We start from the raw sequence: 17,799 nt of genomic DNA on the forward strand, positions 1-17,799 counted from the left end.
CTTCAGTATTTCACCAACGAAAATTAACTTGCCGTGATTAGAAAAGGTTACATTCTCAGTAAACACACTATTGTTAAGCATGGGACCGGTAAACATAACGGGCTTTGTATTGAAGTGTGGGTGTCTACCGACCAAGGCCCTGTGTGTCTTCAAAGTGCACCGCAGAAACCCTCATGCTTTGTTGCAACCGACAACACGGCGAGCATACTGGAAAAGGCTAAACGAGAAGGTATTGAGGTTGAAGTTTCCTCTGATAGTTTCTTTACCCTTGAGCAAGTGGAAGTAGACACCCTTAAAACCACATCTGACTCCCACATGCATCAATTAAGACAGCTTGCTAAAAGCTTACACATCACTCTGTATGAAGCTGATATAAGACTGGCGGACAGGTATTTAATGGAACGGTTTATTTACGGTTCCCTCGAGTTTGTTGCTGCTGACGAAAAAGCAACATTCATACCCGAAGCTAGAATTAGATCCGCCACCTACACACCAAGCCTTTACTCAGTTAGCATAGATATTGAGTGCGATGAAAATGAAAACCTATTCAGTATAGCGCTAGCTTCCCACGATGTTAATGAAGTGATGTTGGTTTCTGCTTCCAGTCACCCCAAGACGTTAGATGTTCCAGACACATTTTCACTTAGCCAGTTTTCTACTGAGTCAGCGCTGATCACTGCGTTTGTAAAGCGTATACGTGAAATTGACCCAGACGTTATCTTAGGCTGGAACGTCAAACAATTTGATATGGCCGTGCTTGCAAGACGCTCTAAAAAGCAGGGACTGAAATTTACACTAGGCAGAGACAAACGGGAAGCCTTGGTTAGGGATTGGGATGGGCAAACTATTGTCGATATACCCGGTCGTAGTATTGTAGATGGGATTGAAGCGCTAAAGACCATGACCTATCAATTTGATTCTTTCTCGTTAGACAATGTAGCACAGCAATTACTGGGTGATAAAAAACTCATACAAAGTGAAGACAAACTTGCTGCAATAAAAGCCTTGTATTACGAGGACCCTTATTCACTTGCCAGCTATAACCATAAAGATTGCGTGTTGGTAAATGATATTGCTGCAAAAACCCGATTTATTGAATTTCTTATTTTGAGAGGGACATTAACAGGGCTCGATTTGGGAAGACCCGGTGGGTCAGTAGCCGCGTTTCTAAACGTCTATTTACCAAAGCTACATCGCCGACGTTATGTCAGTGGAGTTCGTCCTGAACACGGTGGCTTGGCTAGTCCTGGCGGCTATGTCATGAATTCACAGCCAGGCTTGTATTCTGACGTACTCGTGCTTGATTTTAAGAGCCTATACCCGTCTATTATTCGCACGTTTAAGATTGATCCAATGGGACTTGCCGAAGGTCTTAAAGACCCCGACAGCGCCATTGAGGGGTTCAAAGGGGCTATGTTCAGTCGTGACAATCATTTTTTGCCCGATATTATAGACAACCTATGGCGCCAAAGAGATGAGGCTAAAAAGCAAAACGATGCACCACGCTCGCAAGCAATAAAAATTTTAATGAATTCATTTTATGGCGTATTAGGTAGCGGCGGATGCCCCTTTTACGACCCACGGTTAGCAAGCTCTATTACCTTGCGTGGGCATGAAATAATGCAAACTACCGCAAAATGGATAGAAGAAGCGGGGTTCTCAGTCATCTATGGCGATACAGACTCTACCTTTGTACATGTGAATAACAACACATCGTTAGGTACGCCCTATGAAACAGGACAGTCGCTAGCAAACACCATCAATCATAAGTGGCAAAGCAAGCTCCGTGAAAACTATGATATAGACTGTCATTTGGATATCGAATTTGAGACCCACTTTGAAACCTTTTTTATGCCTACTATTAGAGGCTCTGCCTTAGGCAGCAAGAAACGGTATGCAGGCCTAAAGCAAATTGGCGACAAAAAAGAGTTGGTGTTTAAAGGGCTAGAAAACGTTCGTTCAGACTGGACCGAATTAGCCAAGTACTTTCAGTATGAGCTGTATCGACGGGTTTTCGAAAAAGCCCCTGTATCTGATTTTATTAAACAAACGGTTGATAATATTCGCCAAGGCAAAGAAGACGGAAGGCTCGTTTACGCAAAGCGACTCCGAAAGCCCTTAAACGACTATATCAAATCATTGCCTCCCCATGTAAAAGCCGCGCGCCTTGCAGATGATATTAATAGTAAAACAGGACAACGACTACGTTATCAGCACAATACAACTATACGCTACATCATGACGGTACAAGGCCCTCAAACTACAGAGCATCAGATGGCACCGCTTGATTACGATCATTACATTGAAAAACAAATTATGCCCATCGCGGACAGCATACTCCCTCTCATCAACCTATCCTTTTCTGAATTGACCAACGAACAATTGTCTTTATTTTCAAACTGACCGATTAGTAACGTTGCTTTCATAACAAGAATGCCTGCTTCTATGCGCAGCAATGTGACGATCGCATCCTTTGCCTATATTGGTTATGTAGTGCAATTAAAAGACGGCTGCATTTTAGTCGTCACATCTGTCTGTCTCCCTCCACATTGCCTTTCTCCGTGTAATGTAGCGGTTACGTAGAACAAGAAGGGGAATATCTATGTCCTATTCGGCTGCTTGATAGCCTATCCTAAACCCACCCCAGTGTTTCCCATGGACCATTATAGGAGCAGACAAGTCATGCATGACTTCGCCAGTGTCTCTTTTATAGGTCTGCAGCAAAAATGAAGAAGTGTTACTACCGCACCTCGCTCCCGTGTAATCGTTGAATATACGTTTAGTTCGACTTTTCATAATATCCACTTTCAAATCCCCCGTTAATGGATGGCTAAACTTTTTGTTGTGGGTAGGAAAGTAACCGTTCTTATCTACTGCGCCAGCATATACAATAAATGAATGTTGTTGCAGGATAGGTTCTTGAATGTCAGGTAAAGCCCTGTCAGTAAAGCTATCGAACGATGTGGTGAACTTCTCTGGGTTGCTATTTGGCACTGGCGCATAAGTGAAGTTAAATAATGCACTTTCATTAATATGGCCTTCGGCTATCGCTTGCTCAAACCGTCTTGCAACCTTGTTAGCTGCGTTTATGGCCACATCCCTAACTGATGCATTTCTGTCATCTATATCGAATACTTCGATATGCCTAAAAATATCTTCAGTTTGATGACTAAGTGCTAATGACTTTTCTGACACTTCGGATAAATCTTGCTCTAACATTGAGGTAGAATCACGAAGTTGTACTATGTTTACGCTAATACCCGAACTGTGTTCTGTATAGTCAGCAACAGTCTTTTGCATTTCCTCCATAGCATGGCGTGCTTCACTTGAAAGCACACTGCTTTCGGTGATAAGTGAAGCAGATTTACCCAACAATTCGTTCATCGTTTCACCCGTTTTAGACACTTTACTCATGGTAGTAACTGACTCTTCACTACTGAGACTTACATCTTTAAGCAGGTTTTCAATACCCAGTGTTGCATCGGTGGTCTTTTTTGCTAGCTCGCGAACTTCATCAGCAACCACCGCAAATCCCCTACCTTGGTCTCCTGCACGAGCTGCTTCAATAGCAGCATTCAATGCTAGCATGTTGGTTTGGTCGGCGAGTTGGTTAATGGTATTAGTGATAGAGCTTATACCTTGAGCGCGCTCTTTGAGTAGCCCAAGCGCATTAGATGATGCTGCTATTTGCGCAATCAAATCATTCTGACGCGCTAAGAGGTCTGACAGTAATGCGCTACCATTTTGAGTCTTTTCATCTGAAGCCTTTATGGCATCTGTCGCGGAAAGTGCGAGCTGGTCTAAAGCGCCTCCTCCTTCTTCCAAGCGTTCTAGTCGATCGGCCATTTCACTAATATTTGAGACTTGTTGTTTGAATGTTCCCGATAGCTTATCGAGAAAATGTGACACAGATGCTCCTCCAATAGCGATTCGACTAGATGCCTCGCTAATCGCATTACCCACAGCAGATTCTGCTTTTGGTGGATCTTCCGCATTAACCTTGTCTGGGCTGGAAGCTGATTGACCACGCATAAACCAGCTTGTAGCAGCCGTTAGCAGGAAAGTTAAAAGACAGATGACCCATACGTTGTTAACAATAAAACTGGCAAGCAATATAGTAGCTACTGCGATAATAGCGGGAAGAGTAAACATTTACAGGACCATTTATTTTACATTTATTTTACATTAGTACAAATCTACCGTAATACCATTTCCTTAACTATACGCTGTTAGTCTTAGTTAACCGAAAATAAGGAATACGTGGTACAAGAAAGCCCTTATCTTTCGACAAGGGCTTTCTTTGAATGGGGTGGCTTCACAACGAACTATGGCAGTATGTAGGGCCAGCCCGAGCTAGCTCTTACAACCATTGGCAAGCACATTGTCACATTTTTGGACCCACTATGGGCTGGGGCACACTGGCTGGGGCACACTGGCTGGGCCGGTCACCGGACCCCCACACTATCCCTACGCCAGTTACTGGTCGCCGAGTCTCGGCATGCGCTAATGCGTTTCACTTTCAATCAGGCATAAAAAAGGGCTATCCGTTAGGCTAGTTATCGTTGTGAAGCAATCGTTGTGAAGCAATCGTTGTGAAGCAATTTCTTCGAATGGGACCTGGCATGCGGCGCGCGCTAATACGTTTCACTTTCAATAAGGCATAAAAAAAGGGCTATCCGTTAGGATAGCCCTTTCTTCGAATGGGACCTGGCAGTGTGCTACTCTCACATGGGGAAACCCCACACTACCATCGCCGCTAATACGTTTCACTTCTGAGTTCGGAATGGGATCAGGTGGTACCGTATCGCTATGGCTGCCAGGAAAAACTGGTTGCAAACGTTTGTTTGCGTAATACCGACTTATTTAGTCCATATTACTTTAATAATTAACAATTTAGGAATTCTGATATTCACGTAATCAATCTTTGAGCACTGAGTACTACTACTCTCGTTGCTTTAATTAGCTTGTAAACAACACCGAAGTTCTTCATATAGCACTTCTTTAGCGAGTAAGAAAATGGTCAGTCGAGTTTCTCGACGTTTAAGCCATTTTCTACGACTAAGCGTAGCGCCATAAAAAGCCTCTTGGGCGTTGTATGGTTAAGCCTCTCGGGCAATTAGTACAGGTTAGCTTAACGCCTTACAACGCTTCCACATCCTGCCTATCAACGTCATCGTCTATAACAACCCTTCCGGACTTCCGCCAGCGTTCAATCTGAGCCATGATCAAACTCTTCAATTAAATATATCGAATATGAATCGTCGTTGTGTGACACTCTTAATGAGTGCCCACACAGATTGTCTTGTTATAAATTGTTAAAGAACGTGGTGCAGAATCGCGACGCTTTCGGTCGGGACTTCTGCGCAAGGAGGACGCACATTACATATTGCAGTGTCGTTTCTCTTGCTGTGCCGATAAGTATTTTACCGACCTCACTATAAGCTCTCGCTTTCCGTGAGCGCTTCTCTTCGAAGCGGATGCGCATTTTACGCCGTTTGTTTTTAGTGTCAACGTTTTTCGTAAATTTCTTTTCGAATCGTCATTTACTCCGAAGAGCCTCTAAAAACTGCTTTTTCGTCGTTGTTACCAACTCCTTGAAGCGAGGCGCGCATACTACATCGTTAAGTTCCGATGTCAACCCTGTTTTCAAACTATTTAACCAGCCTTAAATCAGGGTTTAGCGCTATGTCTTGCGAGTGCCTGAAGCCCCTCAAAACGTGGAGCGCATTATAGATAGGTGGCGTAAAAGATCAACCGTTATTTGACAGTTATTTGTATTTAAAACCATTTTCACCTTTAAACGCTCATTTTTACATCATTTGGGTGTATTCCATTGGTCTTTAGGATAGTTCTTTCACATTTTATTGTTCTAATTGTTACAAATGAGTAAACTATGACCAGCCTTCATTATGATAATAAACACTAGAAAGGTAGGTATATGAAAGTAGGCTTTATTCAATGCACTGTTATTAGTGCTATCTTTGCAATCGCAGGATATCTGTTGTTTTCATCAGCTAGTATAGAGGCGCACGTGCCGTTAACGGTTTCAGCGTCTTTATTAGTAAGCGGTATATTAACTCCGTGGCTAGCTTCACTCCTTAACAATTCACCCTCTGAAAATGCTGCGCCCTCCACTAGCAGCACAACCACTGAAACACTCTATGTCGGTAATCTACCGTATCGTGCAAACGAATCTGCGGTTAAAGAGTATTTTGGTAGTTTTGTCGAAGTGCAATCTGTCCGACTCATGAAGGATAGAAAAACTGGCAAGCGAAAAGGTTATGGCTTTATTGAAGTGTTAACTAGCGATCTTGACCCAGTAATAGCGAAGACTAACGACTCAGTGTTCCAAGAGCGAACATTAAAAGTTAGGCCAGCTAAAGATAAAGTAGAACAAGCATAAATAAAAAACCTGGGTTTTAAGCCCAGGTTTTTTTCTTTATTCCGTAGCCGCTTGCTGTGGCATTGCGTTCAATAAGTTTTGATTAAACGTATGGAAGCGATTTATAGCTGATACTAAATCTGGTATTTGTACATCTTTCATTTCACTGATAATACCCGCAAGTAAGGTATTATAGTCATCTCCAGAGCTTAAAGTATTCTCAGCATTTTCGAATGTAGACATCATCTTTTCTAGATACTGTGCGATTGGGCTAACTACATTGCCATATTGGTTTTCAGCTTCACCTTCTTCACTATAATGCTTAACGTTCTCATAAGCCTTTACCATTTCGGTTTGTGTAGTGCGGTTTAACTGCAATGCATACCCAACTAACTCTTTATCATCGAAACCTAAATTCAACGCTTGTTCGAAGGCCTTATCCATATCGCCGCTATAGAATGTATCAGCTAAGTCCTGTGCTTCACCCACAAGGTCTGCAATAGCTGTCATTTCATCTTCATCGATTTCACCCTTTAACGAAAAGCTGATGCCACTTCGTTCAAAGTATTCATATTGAGAGGACTGTTGCACCACAACTGAACCCGTATTCGAACTAGACTCTTGGGTGTCGTCATTTGCGGGTATATACAATGACGTCTGGCTAGCAGCACTAAATTGTCTGATACTTTCAAACCTAAGGTTTACTTCATCCCCATCTTTGGTTCGAATAAGCAAACTACCTGATTTAGCATCAGATGCAGATACCGCGTTAAGCTCGCTCACACTCACTGGATTAGGGTTGAAGATATTCTGTTCTAAATCGTCGATGCCGCCATCTATCATTTCACGGCTACGAGTAACACCTTCTTCAATCTCATCATTCATAAAGCCTTCGAGATCCTTTTCAGCCATAGCGAAGCCACGACTTACGCCTTCACGGGCCTGACCAAATAACCCTTTTAGGGTATCGTCATCAGCGCCACCGTCAGCAGCACCTTGAATGACACCGGTCACGAACCCAAGTACATTACGTGCGACTTTCTCGAAATCGAATAAGCTTTTATTTTCTTCGCCGTCTTCAGACTGCTTGCTTTCATTCGGGCGCTTGCCATCAATAACCACATTTTGACTTAAACTACCACTGAAGACCTTTAAGCCGATACTGGTTTGCGTGCTATTCACGGTGACCGTTGCTGAATGCTGTTTGGTAAACTCGGCTGCTTGTTGTAAACCCTCCTGTTGAAGCTGCTTCTTTATAGCTTCATTCGGGTGAACCGATGCCTTTTCATCCACTTTCTGGTCGCCCATGAAAGCCTTAATTTGACTCACGTTCATAATTTGATCCTCACTATCCTCAATCAAGTTATCGGCACCAATCACGTATTGTTTAATTTTAATACGAAATTTTTGGTTCTGTGAGTTTTATCCGTTGCACATATAATATAAGGCACTACAATTCGCAGCCTTATTTAAATGATGTTCGGAGAACCACATGACAACCACCACTGCAAAAGACTATCAAGCTCAACTCGATGAGAAAGTGGATCGGTTAGGTACTCTCCTAGCTCCGTTTAACGCCCCTACCCTGTCGGTGCATCCGTCTAAACCTGAAAATTACCGCATGCGAGCTGAATTTCGCGTATGGCACGACGGTGACGATCTTTATCACATCATGTTCGATCAAAGTTCTAAAGAGAAATATCGCGTAGATACGTTTCCACCAGCAAGTGAAACTATTAATAATGCAATGCTGCAATTAATAGACTATCTAAAACCAAACGAGCTGCTGCGCAAAAAACTTTTTCAAATTGATTATCTAACTGGGCTATCCGGCGAACTCGTTATTAGCTTGCTGTATCACAAGCCACTTGATGATGCTTGGGAAGCACAAGCTGAACTGCTTCGCACCTTTTTATCTACGCAATTTACCGCGGTAAGTATTATTGGACGTGCTAGAAAGCAAAAGCGCATTGTGGGTAACGACTTTATTATAGAGCGCTTACCTATTAATGGCCGTGAGTTTGAATTTAAACATATTGAAAATAGCTTTACCCAGCCTAATGCAGAAGTAAATTGCAGCATGATTGAATGGTCACTTGAATGCTCTGCTCCCCTAACCGGTGATTTACTAGAAATGTATTGTGGTGCAGGGAACTTCTCGATGCCATTGGCGGTTCATTTTGACAATGTGATAGGAACCGAAATAGCAAAGCCCTCGGTACAAGCAGCGCAATACAATATTGCGGCAAACCACTTAGATAACGTGAAAATTGTGAGATTGTCGGCAGAAGAGTTTACCGAAGCAATGAACGGGGAAAGAACCTTCTCTCGCTTAGAAGGTGTCAACTTAGCTGAATACAATTTTACCACTGTATTGGTTGACCCACCCCGTGCAGGGTTAGGCGTAGATTCATTAAAAATGATTCAAGGGTACGATAATATAATCTATATTTCTTGTAATCCTGAAACTTTAGCTGAAAACTTAAGCCTGCTTTGTGATACTCATGAAGTCGCAAATGCCGCGCTATTCGATCAGTTTCCGTTTACCCATCATATTGAAGCGGGTGTGTTACTCACCAGAAAGTAACGCTTGGCCTTATTTGATTGGTTTTATCAATGCTTTTGAAACCTGCTTTGAAAAGTGTCAACGCTATTTAGGACGGCTCACGGCATATATAAATGGCTTGAGGGCTTCGCAGCAAGCTCAAATTCTAACGCTTAAGTTGGGTCAGGTGATGTCTCTGATGAAAGCTTCGACATTGCGCCCAATTGCACGAAACGTAATTGGGCTTTAACCCTTTCACCAATTTCCACCTTTAACTTAGTATCAGCCTCTAGCGCTTCTGCCCCTGCACTAAATACCAACCTAACCATCGCATCAGCTTGCAGCTGCGCAATATTGTACTCCACGCCTTGTTGCTCGATGATGTAATCGGTTAGCTCTTCAATAAAATGCTGAATTTCGCGAAAAACCGCCATTCGGTATGCCGCTGACGTACCCGTATGTTCCCGCAACAATAATCGAAACACATTTTTGTTTGCTGAAATGAACTCCATGAAGGTTTCAACTGACGTGTGAATTACGCCGCCACCTGAAGCTATTCTACGGCGAGCCTGGCGCATTAATTGGCGAAGGGCTAACCCAGCTTCATCTACCAGCGTTAACCCTAATTCATCCATATCTTTGAAGTGTCGATAGAAGGACGTTGGCGCAATGCCAGCCTCTCGCGCTACTTCACGTAAACTAATAGCAGACAAACTGCGATTTTCATCCAGTAATAGGAATGCCGCATGAATGATATTTTGGCGGGTTTTAAGCTTTTGTTCCTGACGAGTCACAATAGTACCAGTTTGTTAGTCTTCACTAGTCTATCCCATGAGTGCCTATGGGGAGAAGCTTAAATTAATTCGGCTCTAGGCATAAACAGTATTAGCACTTACTTAGTATTATCTCCATAGCGTTTTATAGTAACTGTTGTTACTGTACATTCAACTCTTAACAAGTTGTTAACCATGTAGCCGTTATTCTCCTGTAAGGCATTACTGGGACTTTATTAGAGTGCCTAGCCAGAATTAATTTATCTCATTATTTCCTGTGGGAATGCTGGACTATGGGGTTATAGGACTATCGGCCTACATGAACGAAAATAACTGATCCAATAATGAAAAAAAGTATTCAGCCCTACGTGCTACGATTCATTTCGAGTAACACGCTACTAAGTATTAAACGCCGCTATTATTCTAGTGCACGCCTTTTTAGGCGTGGTGTACCTAAATTAGAAATTTTCATAAAAGTAGATGACCCCTACTCATTCCTACTTGTTCAAGCATTACCGACACTAGAAAAAAAGTATCGCGTAGCCATTACAGCTCGCGTCATTATCAATTCAGATCCAGTGATGTTTCCTGAATTAACTATGTGGAATAAGCATTCAATTAATGATGCGATGCATTTAGCCCACGTCTACCATCTTCATTTTCCGTGCTCTGCTACTGAGATTACCCACCAAGCACGCTCAGTTTTTACTGCGTCCTGTGCCGTTCAGCAAAAAATAGATGAAGGCGCTTCATGGACAGCCATTGCTGAATTGCTACTTGCCTATTGGAAAGGTAATCATATTGATGCCTCGTCTAGCATTGATGAGGCGGCATTAGAAAAACGCTTTGAAGCACACCTACATCAGCTTTCCTCGAAAGGTCACTATCTGCCCGCCACGACTTTTTACGAAGGTGAATGGTATTGGGGTGTAGATAGGCTTGATCACTTAGAACGTCGACTTATTGATGAAGGCTATGGCATACAACCCAACACTCAAATCGAATTTGATAAAACCTACACTTCACTACTACAGCCTCTCAATTTTTCGATAGATACGAAAAAGTGCGCCGAACCTTTAACCCTGTTTTGGTCTGCCCGTAGCCCTTATTCTTATATTGCGTTGTTACAGGCCGTAAAACTAACCATTCACTACGGTATTCCCCTTGAAGTAAAACCTGTATTGCCGATGATGATGCGTGGGTTGTATGTTCCCCCTAAAAAAGCCATTTATATTTTTCTAGACACAAAACGCGAGGCACAGAAACTGGGGATTGAATATGGGTTTCTTGCCGATCCGTTAGGTGAAGGTGTAGAGCGATGCTATGCGTTACTAGCCTATGCTCGGGCGAATAATAAATATCTGGATTATTTACTCTCGTTTGCGAAGTCGGTAAATGCACACGGTGTTAGAGCAGATAAAGACAGCGGAATGAAAAAAATAGTGGAAGGCGCAGGGCTATCTTGGCAAGAGGCAAAGCGACACTTAGCCAACACTGACTGGAAAGAAGAGGTCACTGCAAACCAATCGGATATTTACCAAAAAGGCAGTTGGGGTGTGCCCGTTTTCAGATATAAAGATATTCAGGTATGGGGACAAGATAGGTTATTCGTAATGGAAGATGCCATTCGGCAAAACCTTAACCGCATAAAGGTGCAACAGTGATGGGTAGTGCATAACATTGGCCACTCCCCCAACTTGAAGCGCCTACCGATGTAAGTAATTCAATAATTTCGTTTATAAACACCGATAAGACTTCCTTAGCATAAAGTGTAGTAGGCAATTTCTTGAAGCTTACTATAATTAAAGTTTACACACGTAAGCAGAACTTCTGTCCATTCTGCTTGCCTGATGAGCAATAAAACGATAAATTAGCGCACAGTTGTAAGCTGAGTTGTAGAAAATGAAAAAACCACCTCTTATCCTGACGAATGTCTTAGTGTTCATTATTACCGGCGCCATCGCCTTTATTGGCGTACCTGTTTGGGTTATCAATCATGGAATTGATTGGGCGGAAATAGGCACTGCGATTTTCTTATTTTATTTCACTGGTATGTCAATTACTGCTGGTTACCATCGTCTGTGGTCACATAAAACCTATGATGCGAATATTGTCGTGCGCGTAGTACTTGCCATAGGTGGCGCAATGGCGCTGCAAAATAGTATTTTGCACTGGAGTTCAGATCACAGAATTCACCACCGTCATGTAGATGACAACGAAAAAGACCCTTATTCTGCAAAACGCGGTTTATGGTTTGCACACATTGGTTGGATGCTCCGCGAGTATCAGGAAAAACGATATGACGACTATAGAAACTGCAAAGACTTGCAGAAAGATAAAGTTGTTATGTGGCAACACAATTACTATTTACCTATCGTTCTTGCTGCTAACTTCGGCGTTACTGGCTTTTTGGGTTGGTTGAATGGCGACATTCTAGGCATGATTTTAGTGGCTGGCGTATTGCGCTTGGTACTTGTGCATCATGTAACCTTCTTTATCAATTCCTTAGCACATTTCTGGGGAAACCAGCCGTACACTGATTCAAACACGGCCAGAGACAACGGCGTGCTTGCGTTTTTTACCTTCGGCGAGGGTTATCACAATTACCATCATATTTTTGAATATGACTATCGCAACGGTATTCGTTGGTATCAATTCGATCCTACAAAATGGTTAATTCGCGGACTGTCTTACGTGGGTCTAACGCATAACCTACGTCGTGTACCTGAAGAGCGTATTGAAAAAGCGAGAGCTGCCATGCAACTGCAACGCGCTAGCGAACAAGTATCTGTACTACCAAATGCAGAAGAGTTAATGCACACTATCGAGCAAGAGTATGAGTTACTTATGCAACGTATGTCTGACTACTATGCGGCGAAAAAACGCTTGATGAAGGTAAAACAAACATCACTCAAGCGCACCATAGAAGGCTTAGAGCTTACCTACAAGTACAAAGAGCTTAAGCATGCGTTAGCCCTACAGAAAGAAAAGTGGCTTCAATTACAAAGCCTTTCGCTGCAAGCCGCATAGAATTATTGGCTACACCCTAGTGTATTTAAGAACCCACATGCGCCTTGCACATGTGGGTTTTGTTTATTTGGCGATTAGCACTAGAGTTAGTGTTACAAACCCAGTAACGTAGAATATTAGTAGAAATTATTTTACGACAAGCGCGGCCACTCAAAAATAGGATGTAGTTATGGCGACAAAGCAAAAAGACAAACCAGTAACCCCTTCTTACCAATACGATGCCATTGTTATTGGCACAGGACCTGGGGGCGAAGGTGTAGCCATGCAGTTGGCTAAAGCTGGCAAGAAAGTCGCCGTAGTAGAAAGGTACGAAGCGGTGGGAGGCGGATGTACGCATTGGGGTACTATTCCATCTAAAGCGTTAAGGCACTCAGTTAGCCGCTTAATTGAATACAATAGCTCTCCCCTTTTTGCTGATAACCATTTAAGCCGAAGCCTCACTTTTGCAGAAATTATGCATCATGCCAGTGGTGTCGTAAAAAGTCAGACCCGTCTTAGATCATCCTTTTATGATAGAAACCGTGTCAACTTGTATCATGGTGAAGCCAGCTTCCTAGATGCCAATACCTTACAAATTGTCCGTGATGATGGGTCGAAAGATATTTTAACAGCAGCACAAATTGCTATCGCCACCGGCTCACGCCCTTACACGCCTAAAGATATCGATTTTGATCATCCTAGAATTTACAATTCCGATACTATTTTATCTCTCGATCACGATCCTAAATCCATCATAATTTACGGTGCAGGTGTTATAGGGTCTGAATACGCCAGTATCTTTCGAGGGATGGGCGTAAAAGTCGACCTCGTGAATATGCGCGATAGGTTACTGTCTTTCCTTGATACCGAAATTTCAGATGCGCTAAGTTACCACCTGTGGAATAACGGCGTGCTTATTAGGCATAACGAAACCTATAAGTCGGTGGAGGGTAAAGAAGACAGTGTAGTATTGAACCTAGAGTCAGGTAAACGAATGAAAGCTGATTGCTTATTGTTTGCCAACGGCCGTACAGGTAACACTGACATGTTGGGTTTAGAGGCCATTGGTCTCAAAGCAGATAATCGCGGGCAACTCAGTGTGAATGAGAAATACCAAACCCAAGTGGACAACATCTTCGCTGTAGGAGACGTTATCGGATACCCAAGTTTGGCGTCTGCCGCATACAATCAGGGGCGATTTGCCGCTGAAGCAATGTTAGGGGCAACGACACACACCGCACTCGTGGCCGATATTCCCACTGGCATTTATACTATTCCTGAGATTAGTTCGGTTGGTAAAACCGAGCAAGAGCTTACTGCCGCAAAAGTCCCTTACGAAGTGGGTAGAGCTCAATTTAAACATTTGGCTCGCGCTCAGATTGCGTCAACACAAGTTGGTAGCTTGAAAATTCTATTCCATAGAGAGACTAAGAAGGTCTTGGGTATTCATTGTTTTGGAGAGCGTGCATCTGAAATTGTGCACATTGGGCAAGCTATTATGCAGCAAAAAGGTGATGGGAATACCATCGACTACTTTGTGAATACAACATTTAATTACCCCACCATGGCCGAAGCTTATCGCGTAGCAGCAATTAACGGGCTCAATAGAATATTTTAGGGAAATTTGGACACAAAAAAACCGGCACTGAGTGCCGGTTTTTTTAGTGCGATTAATCTCGGTAGGCAGCCAGAGTATTTAGCGCTGAAAGCGCATCTCTATGTGCTACGATATCGATCTGCATCTTTTCTTGGTCGAATGTCATTGTTGCAGTTGCGTAGTCTCCAAGACTTTCGCTGGCAACATTTACCAAATCAGTTTGTGCATCACGGAAATGAATGTTGTTGTTGATGTTCTCAGCTATACATTCATTATTCAATTCGAACGATTTTGCGTCCATACAATCGAAAAGCTGGTTTTCGCCAGAGCCCGCATGCGCAATACCAAAGACGGACATTAAGGTTAATCCTAGTACTACTTTACGCATGGTTTTTCTCCTGTTCAGCAGTTCATTACTGCGATGATCTAATAATAATGTATATACGTTTTAATGTCAAATCGGATCACGGAAATGTGACAGCAATATTACAAAGTGAAATATTATGAGCAATTCAGCAATTAATTTTGAGGATTTAGTCAAAGAGGCAAAACAGTGTTCAATGTGTATTGAACACCTCCCCTATGGCGTAAACCCAATTTTCTCAATTGGGCCACAGGCGAAGGTTGTGCTAATTGGTCAAGCGCCCGGCCTAATCGCACATCAAAAGACAAAAGCCTTCAGTGATAAAAGTGGTGACAGGCTAAGGCAGTGGTTACACATCGATATTACAACGTTTTATGATGAAAACAAATTAGCGATTATGCCTATGGGGTTTTGCTTTCCTGGCTACAAAAATGGGGCCGATGCGCCGCCTAGAAAAGAATGTGCTCCCACCTGGCACGATAAGATGTTAGACGCCATTCAACCAGAACTAATTCTTCTTGTAGGTAGATATGCCCAGCAGTATTACTTGCCCAAGCACCGCACACTAACAAACGCTATAAAAAACAACAGTGATAACAAGTTTGCCGTGCTGCCCCACCCTTCTGGTAGAAATAACCGCTGGCTCGCACAGCATCCTTGGTTTGAAACTGAATATTTACCCCATGTGGTAGCACGCTTAACGCCACTACTTGAGTGAACCGTTAGCTCGCGTTTTTTTGGGATACAAGGTAATCCATCAATTCATTAAATGGCATGGGCTTAGCGTAAAAGAAACCTTGCGCTTCGTTACAACCCAGTTTAATCATATACTCAGCTTGCTCCTTGGTTTCAATCCCTTCAGCAATAGTGAGTAGTCCTAATTTGTTTCCTAAGGTCACAATGGTCTCAGCAAGCACTGCGCTCTTACCGGGTTCAATATCTCGAATAAACGAGCGATCTACTTTTAAGCGATCTAATGGAAGTTGCTGCAAGTAACTCATAGACGAAAATCCCGTACCGAAGTCATCTATTGCTATGGCAACACCATGCTCTTTTAACGTTCTAAGGGCATCTATCACAATTTGCGGTTCATCCATTACCACACTTTCTGTTATTTCTAACTCGAGTAAACTTGGATCGCATTTAGATGTGCTAATAGTGCCAAGCACTTTATTAACAAACGACCTATCTCTAAATTGAGGCATTGATATATTTACCGCCACCCTTAAGTCGCCGAAATTAGCCTCTTTTAAATCTTTCAATCGGTGGCAGGCTTCTTCGAGTACCCACTCACCAATATCAACAATAAGACCTGAATACTCAGCCAGAGGCACAAACACAGCGGGGGAAATATAGCCGTTTTTCCCATCAGGCCAACGTAGCAAACCTTCCATGCCTACCACTTTCTCGCTACCTAAGTCTACTTGCGGTTGGAACCATAACTCTAGCTTACGTGCCATGAAGTCGCTGCGTAAGCGGCGGATCATTTCAAGGCGCCACGTAGTTTTGTCTTCAATATCTTTAGCAAAATACTCGAAGTTATCGCTGATATTTTTTTTCGCGCGGTTTAACGCAATATTAATGCGTTTTAAAATTTCTAAGCCAATATTTCGTTTGTCGTCAAGTTGACATAGCCCCATCGTCACGCTGACAGGCAAGGTATGGTCGCTCACCTTAAACGACGATTGAAACAATGAGTTGATGTTGTCGGGGTTAACCACATTCGAAGGGCCAATAAGCCCGAACACATCCGCACCAATGCGCCCAATTTTTACTGAGTCATTGAAGCACGCTTGAAACCTATCACTGATAGCACGCAATAGCTCATTTCCAGCTTCTTGACCTAAACCATCGTTGATGTCTGAAAAATGATTTACATCAATAAGCGCAACTGAGCAGTTTTCGCATGCAAAAATATGCGGCTTATCGAGCATATTGATAAATTCATTACGGTTGGGAAGTCTCGTAAGCCAATCCCTAAAGGCAGCGTTTCTTAGTTGGTGAAACAAGTTTACGTTTTCATAGCCTACCGAAATACTGGATAAAAACACTTCTAACAAGCTTTTATCTAGGCTAGTAATTTCACTTACCATATTCACGTAAACGGCCGCTTCAAACCCGGAGCGGTTAATATACAGCACAGATGAATCAGATTCGAAAATATGGCGTTTGAGGCGAAGACAACGAACTACTTGCTCGGCAATTTCGCTGTTATTAATGTTATCGATAGACTCATTAATAAAAGAAGCATATTCGCCAGCGGCTCCTAAGATATACACACCGTTGTCGTCTTTATCGAGAACCGAACCAGCCCTTGCGCAAACTAGCCCTTCAGCATCCAATCCAATCAACGAACTAATCTGGGTGACAACCCCTTCGCAAAACCCTTTTACCGAATGCTCTTCAAACAAATTGGCCGACGAGGTAATGATTTTCTCTAAGCCAACGCGGTTTTGATTGATTGTCATAATTTGCTGATACGAGCGCAGAGAAGAGATAACCGTGGTCATCAGCTTGGCGCGGGTAAGCTCAGTCTTTGTTTTGTAATCGTTAATGTCGTAGAGCTTAATGACCTCTTCTTCAGGTGCATAACCAGGTTGCCCTGTTCTTAAGACAATACGTGGCTCGGTTAGCCCCATAGATTCGCGAATATAACGCACAACATCGAAACCGGCGTCGTCAGTTTCCATTACAACATCCAGTAGAATGATAGCAATGGTTTTGCCGTAATCATGCAACAGGGTTTTGGCTTCTTTAGCCGAATAAGCATGAAGGAAATTAAGTTTTCTGTCATTGACAATAAGGTCGGAGAGCGCGAGTCGCGTAACGGTATGAATCTCCTCGTCGTCATCAACGATGAGAATATTCCATTCCTTATAGATTGTAGTGTCGATATCAGAACTTCCATCATCATCTAAGAAGATAAGTTCATCATTATCGTAATCCGTTGCCGACATAACTGCTTAAACCCTCGTCACTGATTCATACATACTTTTTTGTCTGTATGCTGTTTATCAGAATTGCTAAATCGATACTGCAATGCAATAGTGGTAATCTATTGTTTATGCTTTTAATGGCAATCTACATATTAAAATGAAGATAACCCCTGATCCTTATACCAGCTCACTT

13 protein-coding genes, 1 rRNA gene and 1 other annotated feature are annotated in these 17,799 nt (G+C 42.7%); of the genes, 8 read left to right on the forward strand and 6 right to left on the reverse strand.

Features of this window, described 5'->3' with window-relative positions; genetic code table 11:
- Positions 1 to 33 precede the first annotated feature (33 nt).
- Positions 34 to 2,403 (forward strand): DNA polymerase II, encoded by a 2,370-nt coding sequence (locus tag FLAVO9R_RS16855; protein ID WP_159533214.1) that lies wholly within the window; start codon positions 34 to 36, stop codon positions 2,401 to 2,403.
- A 204-nt stretch (positions 2,404 to 2,607) separates the two neighbouring features.
- Here the strand turns inward: FLAVO9R_RS16855 and FLAVO9R_RS16860 are convergent, their stop codons facing one another.
- Positions 2,608 to 4,152 (reverse strand): methyl-accepting chemotaxis protein, encoded by a 1,545-nt coding sequence (locus tag FLAVO9R_RS16860; protein WP_159533216.1) that lies wholly within the window; start codon positions 4,150 to 4,152, stop codon positions 2,608 to 2,610.
- Between the two features lie 152 nt (positions 4,153 to 4,304).
- Here FLAVO9R_RS16860 and FLAVO9R_RS16865 point away from each other — a divergent pair, with 152 nt between their 5' ends.
- Positions 4,305 to 4,556, forward strand: coding sequence for a hypothetical protein (locus FLAVO9R_RS16865; RefSeq protein ID WP_159533218.1), 252 nt, complete (start codon positions 4,305 to 4,307; stop codon positions 4,554 to 4,556).
- Between the two features lie 149 nt (positions 4,557 to 4,705).
- On the opposite strand, the gene rrf is transcribed toward FLAVO9R_RS16865, so the two are convergent.
- Positions 4,706 to 4,821, reverse strand: a 5S ribosomal RNA gene (gene rrf / locus FLAVO9R_RS16870).
- 288 nt (positions 4,822 to 5,109) lie between these two features.
- Positions 5,110 to 5,191, reverse strand: a sequence feature (23S ribosomal RNA rRNA prediction is too short).
- A gap of 747 nt (positions 5,192 to 5,938) precedes the next feature.
- On the opposite strand from rrf, the gene FLAVO9R_RS16875 reads away from it, so the two are divergent.
- Positions 5,939 to 6,403: an RNA recognition motif domain-containing protein gene (locus FLAVO9R_RS16875; protein ID WP_159533220.1), complete on the forward strand. Its 465-nt coding sequence runs from the start codon at positions 5,939 to 5,941 to the stop codon at positions 6,401 to 6,403.
- 36 nt (positions 6,404 to 6,439) lie between these two features.
- Here the strand turns inward: FLAVO9R_RS16875 and FLAVO9R_RS16880 are convergent, their stop codons facing one another.
- A complete protein-coding gene (locus FLAVO9R_RS16880) occupies positions 6,440 to 7,717 on the reverse strand; it encodes a DUF5610 domain-containing protein (protein ID WP_159533222.1) in 1,278 nt (425 codons plus the stop codon).
- A 157-nt stretch (positions 7,718 to 7,874) separates the two neighbouring features.
- On the opposite strand from FLAVO9R_RS16880, the gene trmA reads away from it, so the two are divergent.
- A complete protein-coding gene (gene trmA, locus FLAVO9R_RS16885) occupies positions 7,875 to 8,969 on the forward strand; it encodes a tRNA (uridine(54)-C5)-methyltransferase TrmA (RefSeq protein WP_159533224.1) in 1,095 nt (364 codons plus the stop codon).
- A gap of 131 nt (positions 8,970 to 9,100) precedes the next feature.
- Here the strand turns inward: trmA and fabR are convergent, their stop codons facing one another.
- Positions 9,101 to 9,721, reverse strand: a complete 621-nt coding sequence (fabR, locus tag FLAVO9R_RS16890) for an HTH-type transcriptional repressor FabR (RefSeq protein WP_159533225.1) — start codon at positions 9,719 to 9,721, stop codon at positions 9,101 to 9,103.
- A gap of 323 nt (positions 9,722 to 10,044) precedes the next feature.
- Here fabR and FLAVO9R_RS16895 point away from each other — a divergent pair, with 323 nt between their 5' ends.
- The 3 genes from FLAVO9R_RS16895 (at position 10,045) to sthA (ending at position 14,327) form a co-directional block, all read left to right on the forward strand.
- On the forward strand, positions 10,045 to 11,364 hold the full coding sequence (locus FLAVO9R_RS16895; RefSeq protein WP_159533227.1) for a DsbA family protein: 1,320 nt from the start codon (positions 10,045 to 10,047) through the stop codon (positions 11,362 to 11,364).
- A gap of 238 nt (positions 11,365 to 11,602) precedes the next feature.
- The gene (locus FLAVO9R_RS16900) at positions 11,603 to 12,730 is read left to right on the forward strand and encodes an acyl-CoA desaturase (RefSeq protein ID WP_159533229.1); all 1,128 of its coding nucleotides are present in this window, start codon (positions 11,603 to 11,605) and stop codon (positions 12,728 to 12,730) included.
- 169 nt (positions 12,731 to 12,899) lie between these two features.
- A complete protein-coding gene (gene sthA / locus FLAVO9R_RS16905; protein WP_159533231.1) occupies positions 12,900 to 14,327 on the forward strand; it encodes a Si-specific NAD(P)(+) transhydrogenase in 1,428 nt (475 codons plus the stop codon).
- A 52-nt stretch (positions 14,328 to 14,379) separates the two neighbouring features.
- Here sthA and FLAVO9R_RS16910 read toward each other — a convergent pair whose 3' ends face one another.
- Positions 14,380 to 14,694, reverse strand: coding sequence for a pyridine nucleotide transhydrogenase (locus FLAVO9R_RS16910; RefSeq protein ID WP_159533233.1), 315 nt, complete (start codon positions 14,692 to 14,694; stop codon positions 14,380 to 14,382).
- A gap of 115 nt (positions 14,695 to 14,809) precedes the next feature.
- Between FLAVO9R_RS16910 and FLAVO9R_RS16915 the strand changes: the two genes are divergently transcribed.
- Complete coding sequence (locus tag FLAVO9R_RS16915; RefSeq protein WP_159533235.1) at positions 14,810 to 15,388, forward strand: uracil-DNA glycosylase family protein; 579 nt, start codon at positions 14,810 to 14,812, stop codon at positions 15,386 to 15,388.
- 4 nt (positions 15,389 to 15,392) lie between these two features.
- On the opposite strand, the gene FLAVO9R_RS16920 is transcribed toward FLAVO9R_RS16915, so the two are convergent.
- Positions 15,393 to 17,627, reverse strand: a complete 2,235-nt coding sequence (locus FLAVO9R_RS16920; protein WP_159533237.1) for a bifunctional diguanylate cyclase/phosphodiesterase — start codon at positions 17,625 to 17,627, stop codon at positions 15,393 to 15,395.
- Between the last annotated feature and the right edge of the window lie 172 nt (positions 17,628 to 17,799).

Source organism: Alteromonas sp. 38 (genome assembly GCF_902506055.1).
Taxonomy (GTDB): Bacteria; Pseudomonadota; Gammaproteobacteria; order Enterobacterales; family Alteromonadaceae; genus Alteromonas; species Alteromonas lipotrueae.

Bases quoted from the DNA above. Each gene is read 5' to 3' on its own strand.
- FLAVO9R_RS16860 (WP_159533216.1), bottom strand. From the start codon at position 4,152: ATGTTTACTCTTCCCGCTATTATCGCAGTAGCTACTATATTGCTTGCC.
- FLAVO9R_RS16865 (WP_159533218.1), top strand. From the start codon at position 4,305: ATGGGGTGGCTTCACAACGAACTATGGCAGTATGTAGGGCCAGCCCGA.
- FLAVO9R_RS16875 (WP_159533220.1), top strand. From the start codon at position 5,939: ATGAAAGTAGGCTTTATTCAATGCACTGTTATTAGTGCTATCTTTGCA.
- FLAVO9R_RS16880 (WP_159533222.1), bottom strand. From the start codon at position 7,717: ATGAACGTGAGTCAAATTAAGGCTTTCATGGGCGACCAGAAAGTGGAT.
- trmA (WP_159533224.1), top strand. From the start codon at position 7,875: ATGACAACCACCACTGCAAAAGACTATCAAGCTCAACTCGATGAGAAA.
- FLAVO9R_RS16895 (WP_159533227.1), top strand. From the start codon at position 10,045: ATGAAAAAAAGTATTCAGCCCTACGTGCTACGATTCATTTCGAGTAAC.
- FLAVO9R_RS16900 (WP_159533229.1), top strand. From the start codon at position 11,603: ATGAAAAAACCACCTCTTATCCTGACGAATGTCTTAGTGTTCATTATT.
- sthA (WP_159533231.1), top strand. From the start codon at position 12,900: ATGGCGACAAAGCAAAAAGACAAACCAGTAACCCCTTCTTACCAATAC.
- FLAVO9R_RS16910 (WP_159533233.1), bottom strand. From the start codon at position 14,694: ATGCGTAAAGTAGTACTAGGATTAACCTTAATGTCCGTCTTTGGTATT.
- FLAVO9R_RS16915 (WP_159533235.1), top strand. From the start codon at position 14,810: ATGAGCAATTCAGCAATTAATTTTGAGGATTTAGTCAAAGAGGCAAAA.
- FLAVO9R_RS16920 (WP_159533237.1), bottom strand. From the start codon at position 17,627: ATGTCGGCAACGGATTACGATAATGATGAACTTATCTTCTTAGATGAT.